The organism is Micromonospora sp. BS32 (assembly GCF_059089345.1).
This window is the reverse complement of the sequence record NZ_JBSSHR010000031.1, coordinates 1-12195: the sequence shown is the minus strand read 5'-3', so window position 1 is coordinate 12195 and position 12195 is coordinate 1. Positions and strand designations below refer to the sequence as shown.

Genomic DNA, 12195 nt, shown 5'->3' with positions numbered 1-12195 from the left:
GGAACACCAGGTACGTCATCCGGCCCGTTTGACAGCCCTGGTGTTCCCCTCGCCGGGCCATGCCCGCTCAGCCCGCCGCCGTTCAACGTCCGCCGGGCGCCCGGAAGGGCAGGAACGCCAGACGGCGGGCGACGCGGGGGACCGAGGGCATCCGGACAGCATGGCGTGAGTGGACGGTGACGCGCTGCCCATGACGTCGACATGAGACGGTCAGTGGGAAAAGCGCACCCCCGCCCTTGGCGGATCCGCCGCATCCGTCGTACGGTATGCCGCAAGTGACCCACGGGAGCCCGGTGCACCGGGCTGAGAGGGGGGCTGAAGCCCCCGACCGTTGAACCTGATCCGGGTAATGCCGGCGCAGGGAGGAGTGTTGCCGTGCCGTCCCTTGGGCGACTGCATCTGATCACCGACACCCGGCCGGGGCGTGACCCGCTCGCCGTGCTGCGCGCCGCCCTGCCGGTGGCCCGCGCCGAGCTGGTCGTTCAGGTCCGGGTCGAGGACGCCGCCACCGATCGGGAGGCGTACGACCTGGCCCGGCGGGTGGTGGCGCTCTGCGCGCCGTACGGGGCGACCTGCCTGGTCAACGACCGGCTGCACGTGGCGCTCGCGGTCGGCGCCGACGGCGGCCACGTCGGCGCCGACGACCTGCCGGTCGGCGCGGCCCGCCGGGTGCTCGGCACCGGCGCGGTGCTCGGCGCGACCGCCCGGGAACCGGTGGCCGCCGCCGCTGCGGTCGCCGCCGGAGCCAGCTACCTGGGCGTCGGGCCGTGCCACCCGACCGGCACCAAGATCGGCCTGCCCGACCCGATCGGCCCGGCCGGCATACGCGCTGTCGCCGACGCCGTGCCCGTGCCGGTCATCGCGATCGGCGGGGTGACCGCCGGGTCGGTGCCGGCGCTGCGGGCCGCCGGGGCGTACGGGGTGGCGGTGGTCGGGGCGCTGTCGGGAGCGTCGGACCCGGGAAGAGCCACCGCCGTCCTGCTCGGGGCGCTGACGTGCTGACCCGACCGGACGTCGCCATCGTGGGGGCGGGACCGGTCGGGCTGGCGATCGCGTGGCGCTGCGCGGCGCGTGGGCTGCGGGTCGTCGTGCACGATCCCGCCCCGGGTTCCGGCGCCTCCCACGTGGCCGCCGGGATGCTCTCGCCGGTCGCCGAGGCGTACTTCGGGGAGCCCGAGCTGACCGGGCTGCTCGCCGACTCCGCCGCCCGCTGGCCGGGGTTCGCCGCCGAGCTCGCCGAGGCCGCCGGCACGGACTTCGGGTACCGCACCGAGGGCACCCTGGTGGTCGGGCTGACCGCCGACGACCTGGCCGAGGCGCGGCGGCTCTGGTCGTACCAGCAGGGGTTGGGGCTGCCGATCACGCCGCTGCGCCCCTCGCAGCTGCGGGAGCGCGAGCCGGCGCTGGCGCCGCGGCTGCGCGGCGGCGCGGTCGCCCCCGGCGACCACCAGGTCGACCCCCGGCGGCTGGTCGTCGCGCTGCGGACCGCCGCCGAGCGGGCCGGCGTCACGCTACTGCCCGGCGCGGTCGCCAGAATCTCCGACGTGGCCGCGGCCGTCACCGTGGTCGCGGCGGGCTGCGGGAGCGCCGCGCTGGCCGGGCTGCCGGTCCGGCCGGTGAAGGGGCAGGTGCTCCGGCTCCGCGCGCCCGGCCGCGGCGCGCCGGGCTTCCGGCACGTGATCCGGGGGTACGCCGACGGCGAGTCGGTCTACCTGGTGCCGCGGGACACCGGCGAGGTGGTGGTCGGGGCGACCGTCGAGGAGCGCGCCGACACCGAGGTGACCGCCGGGGCGGTGCTGCGGCTGCTCCGCGCCGCCGTCGACCTGGTCCCCGAGCTGGCCGAGTACGACCTGGTCGAGACGTCCGCCGGGCTGCGCCCCGGCACCCCGGACAACGCGCCGATCCTCGGGCCGCTGCCCGGGCGGCCCGGCGTGCTCGCCGCCACCGGCCACCACCGGCACGGCATCGTGCTCACCCCGGTCACCGCCGACCTCATCACCGGGCTGGTCGTCGGCGGCGAACCGGACCCGCTGCTCGCCCCCTTCCGCGCCGACCGGTTCACGGCCGCCGCCCGCCCGACCCCGCGCACATCCGTCACCGAGGAGGAGACGTGGAACTGACCGTCAACGGCGCCGGGCGCGACCTGCCGGGCGGCTCGACAGTGGCGGACCTGGTCCGCGCGGTCACCGACCAGCGGCGCGGCCTGGCGGTCGCGGTCAACGGCGAGGTGGTGCCGCGCGGCGGCTGGCCGGCGACCGTGCTGCGCGACGGCGACCGGGTCGAGGTGCTCAGCGCCGCCCAGGGCGGGTGAGCGCGGTGACCCTCACCATCGCCGGCGAGACGTTCGGGTCCCGGCTGATCCTCGGCACCGGCGGCGCGGTCAACCTGCACGTGCTGGAACAGGCGATCCGCGCCTCCGGCACCGAGCTGGTCACCCTCGCGCTGCGCCGCGTCGACACCGCCCCCGGCACCGCCGGCGGGCTGCTCGACCTGCTCGAGCGGTGCGGGGTGAAGCTGCTGCCGAACACCGCCGGCTGCTACACCGCCGGTGAGGCGGTGAAGGTCGCCCAGCTGGCCCGGGAGGCGTTCGACACCGACTGGGTGAAGCTGGAGGTGATCGGCGACGAGCGCACCCTCCTGCCCGACGGGGTGGAGCTGCTGCGCGCCGCCGAGGAGCTGGTCGCCGACGGGTTCACCGTGCTGCCGTACACCTCGGACGACCCGATCCTGGCCCGCCGGCTGGCCGCCGTCGGCTGCGCCGCGGTGATGCCGGCCGGCGCGCCCATCGGCTCCGGGCTGGGCGTCAGCAACCCGCACCACATCCGGCTGATCCGGCAGGGCGTGGACGTGCCGGTGATCCTCGACGCCGGGATCGGCACCGCGTCCGACGCGGCGCTCGCCATGGAGCTGGGCTGCGACGCGGTGCTGCTGGCCAGCGCCGTCACCCGGGCCGCCGACCCGGTCGCGATGGCCACCGCGATGCGGTACGCCGTCGAGGCCGGCCGGCTCGCGTACGGGGCCGGGCGGATCGCCCGTCGCTTCCACGCCCTCGCCTCCACCCCGGACGAGGGAAGGCCCGAGCTGTGACCGCGATCGAGCAGCTCACGGTCGCGCGGCGAGCCGGCACGGGGTGGATCGCCGGGCGGGCGGCGCCCTCGGGCCTGGTGGTGCTCACGGACCGGTGGCAGGCACGGCGGCCGCTGCCGGAGGTGGTCGCGGCGGCGGTCGCCGGGGGAGCACGGGTGGTGGTGCTGCGGGAGAAGGACCTGCCGCGCGCCGAACGCGCCGCCCTCGCCGCCGCGCTGCGGCCCATCCTGGCCGAGGCGGGCGGCACCCTGGTCGTCGCCGGCCCCGACCCGCTCGGCGGCGACGCCGTCCACCTGCCGGCCGCCGGCCCGTACCCGCCGCCGCGACTCGGCCTGGTCGGCCGCTCCTGCCACGACGAGGCGGAGCTGGGCCGGCTCACCACCGAGGCCTACGTCACCCTCTCGCCCGTCTTCCCGACCCGCACGAAACCCGGCTACGGCCCACCCCTGCACCCCGACGGGCTCGCCCGGCTGGTCCGGCTCAGCCCGGTCCCGGTCCTCGCGCTCGGCGGAGTGGAGACACCGGAGCACGTGACGGCCTGCGTCGAAGCCGGGGCCGTCGGGGTGGCGGTGCTCGGCGCGATCATGCGAGCCGAGGACCCGGCGGAGGCAGCCGCCACGCTGGGCAGCGCCTTTGCGGAGGCGGTCACGCTCGCGCCGCCCACCCAGCCCCTCACCGCAGCCAAGGAAAACCAGTGACGCCGAGAACGCTCCTCACCATCGCCGGATCCGACTCCGGCGGGGGAGCGGGCATCCAGGCCGACCTCAAGGTCTTCGCCGCCCTCGGCGCGTACGGCACCAGCGTGCTCACCGCCGTCACCGCGCAGAACACCAGGGGCGTGGACGCCGTCCTGCCGCTGCCCCCGCGCACCGTCACCGAGCAGCTCGACAGCGTCCTCGCCGACTTCCGGGTGCGGGCGGTGAAGACCGGCATGCTCGGCACCCCGGCGGTCGCCGACGCGGTGGCCGGGGCGGCCGGGGCGGGGCGCCTGCCGCACCTCGTCGTCGACCCGGTGCTGGTCGCCACCAGTGGACACCGGCTCGGCGTGGTGTCGGCGGTGGAGCGGCTGCTGCCGTACGCGGAGGTGGCGACGCCGAACTGCGCGGAGGCCGCGGCCCTCACCGGACGCCCGGTGACCACGGTCGAGGAGATGGTCGCGGCGGCCGAGGCCCTCGCGGCCGGCGGCCCGGCGCACGTGGTGGTGACCGGCGGCGACGTGGACGCCGGCGGCGAGTCCGTCGACGTGCTGGTCGGTGCGGGCCGGACCACGCTGCTGCGGGCGCCCCGGGTGGCGACCCGGCACAGCCACGGCACCGGCTGTTCGTTCTCGGCGGCGATCGCCGTCCGGCTGGCGGCCGGCGATCCGGTACCGGTCGCGGTCGCCGCCGCCAAGGAGTACGTCACCCGCGCGCTGACCGGCGCGCGGGACTGGGAGCTGGGCGCGGGACGCGGGCCGCTGGACCACTTCGGCTGGTCCCGTTGACCATCAGGGAGGCTGTCATGCAGGCACGTCGCAAGGTCTACGTCGAGGGGTCCCGGCCGGACGTCCGGGTGCCGTTCGCCGAGGTGGAGCTGACCGGGGACAACCCGCCGGTACGCCTCTACGACACCTCCGGACCGGGCTCCGACCCGGAGGTGGGGTTGCCGCCGATGCGCGGACCGTGGATCGCCTCCCGGGGGGATGTCGCTCCCGTGCGCGGTGCGGGGACGCCGCTGGCCGGGACGGACAGGAAGCGGCCGACCCAGCTCGCCTACGCCCGTGCGGGAGTGGTGACCCCGGAGATGGAGTTCGTGGCGATCCGCGAGGGCGTGCCGCCGGAGCTGGTCCGGGACGAGATCGCCGCCGGGCGGGCGGTACTGCCGCTCAACGTCAACCACCCCGAGTGCGAGCCGGCGATCATCGGCAAGGCCTTCCTGGTCAAGGTGAACGCCAACATCGGCACCTCGGCGGTCACCTCCTCGGTCGCCGAGGAGGTGGAGAAGCTGACCTGGGCCACCCGGTGGGGCGCCGACACGGTGATGGACCTGTCGACCGGCAAGCGGATCCACGAGACCCGCGAGGCGATCGTGCGGAACTCGCCGGTGCCGATCGGCACCGTGCCGATCTACCAGGCGCTGGAGAAGGTCGGCGGTGACCCGGTGAAGCTGAGCTGGGAGGTGTTCCGGGAGACGGTGATCGAGCAGGCCGAGCAGGGCGTCGACTACATGACCGTGCACGCCGGGGTGCTGCTGCCGTACGTGCCGCTCGCCGTCGACCGGGTCACCGGAATCGTCTCCCGGGGTGGCTCGATCATGGCGGCCTGGTGCCTGGCGCACCACGAGGAGAACTTCCTCTACACCAACTTCCGCGAGCTGTGCTCGCTGCTGGCGAGGTACGACGTCACCTTCTCGCTCGGCGACGGGCTGCGGCCCGGCTCGATCGCGGACGCCAACGACGAGGCGCAGTTCGCCGAGCTGCGTACCCTCGGCGAGCTGACGAAGATCGCCTGGGAGTACGACGTCCAGGTGATGATCGAGGGCCCGGGTCACGTGCCGATGCACAAGATCAAGGAGAACGTGGACCTCCAGCAGGAGTGGTGCCACGAGGCCCCGTTCTACACGCTCGGCCCGCTGACCACCGACATCGCGCCCGCGTACGACCACATCACCTCGGCCATCGGCGCCGCGATGATCGGCATGTTCGGCACCGCGATGCTCTGCTACGTCACCCCGAAGGAGCACCTGGGCCTGCCGGACCGGGACGACGTGAAGGCGGGCGTCATCGCGTACAAGATCGCGGCCCACGCGGCGGACCTGGCCAAGGGCCACCCCGGCGCGCAGGCCTGGGACGACGCGCTCTCCAAGGCCCGGTTCGAGTTCCGCTGGGAGGACCAGTTCAACCTGGCGCTGGACCCGGAGACCGCGCGGGCGTACCACGACGCGACGCTCCCCGCCGAGCCGGCGAAGACCGCCCACTTCTGCTCGATGTGCGGGCCGAAGTTCTGCTCCATGAAGATCACCCAGGAGCTGAAGGAGTACGCGGCGCGCGGCATGAAGGACAAGTCGGAGGAGTTCCTCTCCGGCGGCGGCCGGGTGTACCTGCCGCTGGCCTGACCGACCCGTCGATGTCACGGGCCGCCGGTAACGACACCGGCGGCCCGTGTGCGTCCGACGTGGTCAGTCCCGGTGGTGCCGGCCGGTGGAGCGCAGCGAGCGGCGGGCGGTCTCCGTCTCCGGCTCGTTGTCCGGCACCGGCCGGCTCAACCCGGTGACCCAGTCCACGTACTCGTCGTCCTGGGTCGCCAGCGGCTCGGCCGGGACGCTCGCGGGCTCCTGCTCGGCGACGCGGGCCCGATTGCGGCGGAACAGCCCGCGCTTGCCCCGGGACTTCCCGGCCGATGGTTCCCCGCCGTCGGGCGTCGCCGACGGGCGGGACGGCTGGGCGTTCCGGTCCGGGGCGGGGGCGTCGGTGTCCCAGCGCAGGCTGACCGGTTCGGGCGTCGACTCCGGTTCCACGCCGGGATCCGGGAAACGCAGCGCCGCCGGAGGCGGGGTGGTCCGGGATCCCGCGAAGGCATCCCAGTTGCCGGCGCTGCTCAGGTCGGGCAGCCGGTGGCGCGGGCGGGGCGTCGACTCGGTGGGGACCGGCGGGGTGTGCCGGAGGACGCCGGACGTCCGGTCGGCGATGCCGTTGGCGGTGGCCGGCCCGGTCGCCGTCGGGGCGGCGTCCCCGGCGGCTGCCGGCGCCGTGTCCCGGGTGGCTGCCGGCGTGGTGTCCCCGGTGACCCGCGGGGTGGTCCGCTTTGGCGGCGGTGCGGTGCTCCGCTTCGGCGGCGGTGCGGTGCTCCGGTTCCGCGGCGGTGCGCTGTCGCCGGACCGGTCGTCCCCGGCGGCGGCCGCGGGTGCCGCCGGCCCGGCCATGGAGGGGGCGGCGACGGCGGGCCCGGCCGGTGCCGGCTCGGCCTCGACGGACGGTGGAGTGCTGGTGGCGGCGGCGGTCGCCCGGGGCTTGCGGACCCGCTTCGCCCGGGGCTTCGGCGCGGTCTCCGCCCGGGGAGCCTCGGGCTGCTCGGCCGGCTGCGCCTGGTCGGCCTGCTGAGCCGGTGGGGCGTTGTCGGCAACGGGAGCGGAGGCGACCGCCGGAACGCGGACGGGCGCGGGCTGCTCCGCCGGAGCCGGAGCCTGGGCCGGAGGAGGTGCCGCAGCCGAAGCCGGGATCGGAGCCGCAGCCGCAGCCGAAGCCGGGGCCGGGGTCGAAGCTGGGGCCGGGACCGGAGCAGGGGCCGAGGCCGGGGTCGGGGTCGGGGTCGGGGCCACAGGCTGCCCCCGTGTCGGGGTCGGGGGCGCTGCGTCCGCGCGCCCCGCAGCGGCGGTCGGTGCCACAGCAGCGTCCGGGGCGGCCTCCGGCACCGGACCCTGGACGGCCGGAGCCCGCTCCTGCTCCGCCCCAAGAGCCGCTACAGCGGACCCGTCCGGAGCGTCAGCCGGCGACGGGGTCGGGGTCGGGAACGGCGTGGGGGTCGGGGTCGGGAACGGCGCGGGGGCCGGCGACGGGAACGGCGCGGGGGCCGGGGTCGGGAAGGGGGCCGGCGGCGCACCGGGCGCGGGGGTCGCCGTGTGGGTGGACGGGGCGGGCCAGTCCCAGTGGGCCGGGGTGTGGCCGGTGGCCGCGACGGCACCGGAGAGGTCGACGGTGCTGAGGCTGCCCGCCGTACCGGCGGCCGACCGCGCGCCAGCACCTGCCGGCGACACCGGCGAGGGCGCGGCCCGCAGGGGAGCCAGGATGTCGCTCGGCTCGATGGCGTCCTGGACGGTGTCCCGGGCCGGCAGGAGCGGCCAGCGCAGCAGGGCGGCGGCGGTCGAACCGAGCGCGCCGGCCGCCACCGCGATCAGCGCGCCGTAGTACGGGGCGAGCTGGTAGCGGTCGGCCGGGTCGCCGGGGCCGGCGGTGAGGTACGCGAAAGCGAGCAGGACCGGGCCGGCCGCGCCTGCGGCGGCGGCGATCAGCGGGACGTGCCCGCGCCGGCGGGCCAGCCCACCGGTCACCGCGCCGGCCACCAGGGCCACCAGGGGCAGCACCACGATCGCCAGCCGTTGCGCGGCGTCGGCGTCCAGCCAGGAGGGTTCCAGCACCCCGAGACGTACGGTGTGCAGCGGCCCGCCGGACAGCAGCGCCGGCGTGGCGGAGACCAGGGCGATCAGCCAGACCGCGCCGGTGATGATGGCGACGTTCCAGCCCAGCGGCGGGCGGAGCAGCACGGCCGACGCGGCGCCCGCCCCGACCACCGCGCCGACCACGGCGCAGATCCCGACCGCCCAGACCGGGTCGATGGTGCTCAACTCGGCGGCCCGGGCGGGCTGCATGCAGAGCGGGGCGACGACGACGGCGCCGAGCGCGGCGGCGCCGGAGACGGCCAGCTGGACGCCGGTGCCCTCCGGCAGGCCCTCCCGCCGGGCGAGGCGTCCGGTCAGCACGGCGCCGACCACGGCCGCGGTCACCGCGAACCAGCCGACCCAGGCGAGCTGGGCCGGCCATCGGTTGACGTCGGTGAAGGCGCCGGTGAGCCGGACGATGCCGAAGCCGTACGCTATGCCGAGCTGACCGGCCCCGGCCAGTACGCTCACCCCGAGTGCCGTGAGCAGCAGTCTGCCCCACGTCCGAAAGGCCATGTCGGGCACGTTACGGCGCGGTGCGCCCGATCGCCACTGTGGCGCGGCGAGGCGGCAGCCTGGGGTTACTTCAGTTCGACCAGGCGGGCCAGGTACGTCGTGTCCCCGACATTGGTGAGCATGTGGACGGCGCCCGGATCCCGGTAGACCACCCCGCCGGTCGGTTCGTCGGCGTCGATTTCGAGGCCGTCGACCGTCTGCACCACGTTCTTCGCGCCCTCGATCGCCACCACCAGGTACGGGTGGTCGTGCCGGTGCAGCGGCTGCCGCTCGCCCGGCGCCAGCCGGATGTGCCACACCCGTACCCGGTCGTTCTCGAAGACGATCTCCTGGCCGACCGGGCCGAGTTCGCGGGAGTGGGCCAGGTCGGTCATCGGGTTCCGTCCAGTTGGGGGAGCACCTCGGCGGCGATGAGCTCCAGGTGGTCCAGGTCGTCGAGTTCGATCAGGCGCAGGTGCACCCGGGTGGTGCCGATCGCGGCGAACTCGCCCAGCCGGTCGACCAGTTGCGCGGGCGAGCCGACCACCGGGTCCTCCGGCGGCAGTGCGCTCTTGACGTGCAGCGGCTCCGCCCGGCGGCGGGCCTCGGCGTCGGTGCGTCCGATCGCCACCACCACGCCGGCGGAGAGCACCAGCGGGTCCCGTCCGGAGGCGGTACGGCCGGTCCGGTCGGACGCCTCGCGGACCCGCTCGTACGCCTCGGCGGTCTCGGCGACCGACTTGAACGGCATGTTGAACTCGTCGGCGTACCGGGCGGCCAGCTCGGGGGTGCGCTTCGGGCCGCGCCCGCCGACGATCACCGGCGGCCCGGGTCGCTGCACCGGCTTGGGCAGCGCGGGGGCGTCGACCAGCTGGTAGTGGTCGCCAATGAAGCTGTAGTTCTCGCCGACCGGGGTGCGCCAGAGGCCGGTGATGATCTCCAGCTGCTCGGCGAGCCGGCCGAAGCGCTCGCCGACCGCGGGGAACGGGATGCCGTACGAGGTGTGCTCGCGCGCGTACCAGCCGGCGCCGATGCCCAGCTCGACCCGACCGCCGCTCATCCGGTCGACCTGGGCCACCATCACGGCCAGCGGCCCGGGTAGCCGGAAGGTGGCCGAGGTGACCAGGGTGCCGAGCCGGATCCGGCTGGTCTCCCGGGCCAGGGCGGCCAGGGTCAGCCAGGCGTCGGTCGGGCCGGGCAGCCCCGGCTCGTCGCCCATCGCCTGGTAGTGGTCGGCCCGGAAGAAGCCGTCGAACCCGCCCGCCTCGACCGCCCGGGCGAAGCGGAGCTGGTCGTCGTAGTCGGCGCCCCGGTGCGGCTCGGTGAAGATCGCCACCCGCATGCTCATCGTCCCTCCGCCGCCCCGGCAGCCGCCGGCGCCTCGCGTTCCATCAGCAGTTCGTGCAGTTCGGCGCTGATCCGGGCGACGTCGGCCAGGTGGGCGTGCCGACCGAGGGTCCGCGGTCGGGGGACGGCCACCTCGACGATCTCGCGGATCCGGCCCGGACGGGGGCTGAGCACGACCACCCGGTCGGCCAGCAGCACCGCCTCGTCGATCGAGTGGGTGACGAAGACGACGGTGGCGCCGGTCTCCATGTGCACCCGCTGGAGTTCGCCGGAGAGCTCTTCCCGGGTGAGCGCGTCCAGGGCGGAGAACGGCTCGTCCATCAGCATCACCCGGGGCTCGCCGAGCAGTGACCGGCAGAGCGACACCCGCTGCTGCATGCCGCCGGAGAGCTCGTGCGGCAGCCGTTTCTCGAAGCCGGCGAGGCCGGCCATGTCGAGCAGTTGGCGGGCGCGTTCGCGGTGCTTCGCCCGGCTCCAGCCGAAGATCTCGGCGGGCAGCAGGACGTTGTCGAGCACCGAGCGCCAGGGGAGCAGGGCGGGGCGCTGGAAGAGCATCGCGATGTCCGGGCGGGGCCGGGTGACCGGGGTGCCGGCGACGGTGATCTCGCCCGAGCTGACCGGCAGCAGCCCGGCGATCATGCGGAGCAGGGTGGACTTGCCGCAGCCGGAGCGGCCGAGCACGGCCACGAACTCGCCGTCGGCGACCTCCAGGTCGATGCCGCGCAGCGCCTCGACCCGACCGGACCGGCCGTCGAAGATCCGTGACACCTCGGACAGTCGGATCATCTCGGCCGTGCCTCCCCTGAGTTGCGGTTCAGGAATCCGACAAGGCTATCGGGCGAGTGTCCCTTGCGCACCGTCCGGGGTGGAGTCCAGATGTTTCCGTTCCGCAACCCGATGCGCCTGGTGTCGTGACGGTGGGTGTCTCGTACGCTGTGCCGTCAGAAGTCCCTTCACGACGGTGGCGTCCGTTTCCCCCTCACGTCGACGCCGCCGACCGACGACCCCTTCCGGGTACCCCACGCCCGGTCGGAAAGGACATGGTGCACTGATGAGAAGGCTGACCCGTACGGTCGCCGCGGCCGCCCTGGCCACCGCCCTCGCCCTGGTCTCCGCCTGCAGCAGCGGCGCGGACTCCTCGGACGACGCGAAGGGCGGGGACGGCAAGACGCTGGAGAAGGTGACGTACCTCACCTCGTTCGGCAACTTCGGTCGCGACTCGTACGCCTGGGTGGCGAAGGACAAGGGCTTCTTCAAGGAGGCCGGGTTCGACGTCGAGATCAAGCCGGGCCAGGGCACCGGCTCGGTGATCCAGACCGTGGTCGGCGGCCAGGCCGACTTCGGCCCGATCGACCTGACCGGCGGCCTGCTCCAGCTCGGCAACGGCGTGGCCAAGGACTTCGTCGCGGTCGCGGCCATCCAGCAGCGCACCATGGCGGCCGTGGTCACCGTCGAGGGCAAGGGCATCGCCTCACCGAAGGACCTGGAGGGCAAGAAGCTCGCCGACACGCCCACCTCCGTGGTCCGCCAGCTCTTCCCGACGTACGCCCGGCTGGCCGGCGTCGATGCCAGCAAGGTCACCTGGGTCAACGGCGAGGCGCAGACCCTGATGGGCACGCTCGCCTCCGGCACCGTCGACGGCATCGGCCAGTTCGTGGTCGGCCAGCCCACCGTCGAGGCGGTGACCAAGAAGAAGCCGGTCGTGCTGCCGTACAGCAACGTGATGCAGGACCTCTACGGCAACGCGCTGATCACGTCCAGCAAGACCGCGAAGGAGAAGCCGGAGATGGTGAAGAAGTTCACCGCCGCGCTGCTCAAGGGCCTGGAGTACGCCCTGACCAACCCGCAGGAGGCGGCCGACATCCTGAAGAAGAACGTCGCCGCCACCAACCCGGCCGCGGCCGCCGCCGAGCTTCAGCTGATGGCCGGGTACGTCCGGTCCAGCAACTCCGGCACCGCGCTCGGCACGCTGGACAGCGACCGGGTCGCCAAGAGCATCGCGATCCTCCAGGGCGCGGGCGCGCTCAAGCAGAACATCACCCCGGACCAGATCATCGACTTCAGCCTCGTGCCGAAGGCCTGATCGACGCCGACCGCTGCGAACGGGGGTGCGGCCGACCGGCACGACGGTCG

12 protein-coding genes and 1 riboswitch are annotated in these 12195 nt (G+C 74.9%); of the genes, 8 read left to right on the top strand and 4 right to left on the bottom strand.

The features are described 5' to 3' along the window. Positions 1 to 272 precede the first annotated feature (272 nt). Positions 273 to 381, top strand: a riboswitch (TPP riboswitch). From AC5RWQ_RS28695 to thiC, 7 genes are all read left to right on the top strand, one after another. Continuing rightward, on the top strand, positions 376 to 1002 hold the full coding sequence (locus AC5RWQ_RS28695) for a thiamine phosphate synthase (RefSeq protein WP_494285751.1): 627 nt from the start codon (positions 376 to 378) through the stop codon (positions 1000 to 1002). Its footprint overlaps the riboswitch before it by 6 nt. Then, positions 996 to 2120, top strand: coding sequence for a glycine oxidase ThiO (gene thiO, locus AC5RWQ_RS28690; protein WP_494285750.1), 1125 nt, complete (start codon positions 996 to 998; stop codon positions 2118 to 2120). The genes AC5RWQ_RS28695 and thiO overlap by 7 nt, the downstream gene beginning before the upstream one ends. Further along, positions 2111 to 2311, top strand: a complete 201-nt coding sequence (thiS, locus tag AC5RWQ_RS28685; protein WP_334488228.1) for a sulfur carrier protein ThiS — start codon at positions 2111 to 2113, stop codon at positions 2309 to 2311. The genes thiO and thiS overlap by 10 nt, the downstream gene beginning before the upstream one ends. Before the next feature lie 5 nt (positions 2312 to 2316). Continuing rightward, positions 2317 to 3087, top strand: a complete 771-nt coding sequence (locus AC5RWQ_RS28680; protein ID WP_494285749.1) for a thiazole synthase — start codon at positions 2317 to 2319, stop codon at positions 3085 to 3087. Between the two features lie 47 nt (positions 3088 to 3134). Next, complete coding sequence (locus tag AC5RWQ_RS28675; RefSeq protein WP_494285768.1) at positions 3135 to 3785, top strand: thiamine phosphate synthase; 651 nt, start codon at positions 3135 to 3137, stop codon at positions 3783 to 3785. Beyond that, a complete protein-coding gene (gene thiD / locus AC5RWQ_RS28670; protein ID WP_494285748.1) occupies positions 3782 to 4570 on the top strand; it encodes a bifunctional hydroxymethylpyrimidine kinase/phosphomethylpyrimidine kinase in 789 nt (262 codons plus the stop codon). Before AC5RWQ_RS28675 ends, thiD begins: the two co-directional genes overlap by 4 nt. A gap of 17 nt (positions 4571 to 4587) precedes the next feature. Continuing rightward, the gene (gene thiC / locus AC5RWQ_RS28665; protein ID WP_494285747.1) at positions 4588 to 6180 is read left to right on the top strand and encodes a phosphomethylpyrimidine synthase ThiC; all 1593 of its coding nucleotides are present in this window, start codon (positions 4588 to 4590) and stop codon (positions 6178 to 6180) included. Positions 6181 to 6243: 63 nt separating this feature from the next. Here thiC and AC5RWQ_RS28660 read toward each other — a convergent pair whose 3' ends face one another. The 4 genes from AC5RWQ_RS28660 to AC5RWQ_RS28645 form a co-directional block, all read right to left on the bottom strand. Then, positions 6244 to 8736, bottom strand: a complete 2493-nt coding sequence (locus AC5RWQ_RS28660; protein ID WP_494285746.1) for a hypothetical protein — start codon at positions 8734 to 8736, stop codon at positions 6244 to 6246. A 65-nt stretch (positions 8737 to 8801) separates the two neighbouring features. After that, entirely contained in the window at positions 8802 to 9110 is a 309-nt protein-coding gene (locus tag AC5RWQ_RS28655) for a cupin domain-containing protein (RefSeq protein WP_494285745.1), read from the bottom strand. Next, complete coding sequence (locus tag AC5RWQ_RS28650; RefSeq protein WP_494285767.1) at positions 9107 to 10057, bottom strand: LLM class F420-dependent oxidoreductase; 951 nt, start codon at positions 10055 to 10057, stop codon at positions 9107 to 9109. Before AC5RWQ_RS28650 ends, AC5RWQ_RS28655 begins: the two co-directional genes overlap by 4 nt. 2 nt (positions 10058 to 10059) lie before the next feature. Beyond that, positions 10060 to 10848: an ABC transporter ATP-binding protein gene (locus AC5RWQ_RS28645; RefSeq protein ID WP_334488210.1), complete on the bottom strand. Its 789-nt coding sequence runs from the start codon at positions 10846 to 10848 to the stop codon at positions 10060 to 10062. A gap of 265 nt (positions 10849 to 11113) precedes the next feature. Here AC5RWQ_RS28645 and AC5RWQ_RS28640 point away from each other — a divergent pair, with 265 nt between their 5' ends. Next, positions 11114 to 12145 carry an ABC transporter substrate-binding protein gene (locus tag AC5RWQ_RS28640; RefSeq protein WP_494285744.1) on the top strand — a complete coding sequence of 344 codons (1032 nt, stop codon included), beginning with the start codon at positions 11114 to 11116 and terminating at the stop codon, positions 12143 to 12145. The last annotated feature ends 50 nt before the right edge of the window (positions 12146 to 12195 follow it).

What these genes read in the sequence shown, in the direction of transcription:
- thiC (WP_494285747.1), top strand. Translation starts at nt 4,588, where the DNA reads ATGCAGGCACGTCGCAAGGTCTACGTCGAGGGGTCCCGGCCGGACGTC.
- AC5RWQ_RS28660 (WP_494285746.1), bottom strand. Translation starts at nt 8,736, where the DNA reads ATGGCCTTTCGGACGTGGGGCAGACTGCTGCTCACGGCACTCGGGGTG.
- AC5RWQ_RS28655 (WP_494285745.1), bottom strand. Translation starts at nt 9,110, where the DNA reads ATGACCGACCTGGCCCACTCCCGCGAACTCGGCCCGGTCGGCCAGGAG.
- AC5RWQ_RS28650 (WP_494285767.1), bottom strand. Translation starts at nt 10,057, where the DNA reads ATGCGGGTGGCGATCTTCACCGAGCCGCACCGGGGCGCCGACTACGAC.
- AC5RWQ_RS28645 (WP_334488210.1), bottom strand. Translation starts at nt 10,848, where the DNA reads ATGATCCGACTGTCCGAGGTGTCACGGATCTTCGACGGCCGGTCCGGT.
- AC5RWQ_RS28640 (WP_494285744.1), top strand. Translation starts at nt 11,114, where the DNA reads ATGAGAAGGCTGACCCGTACGGTCGCCGCGGCCGCCCTGGCCACCGCC.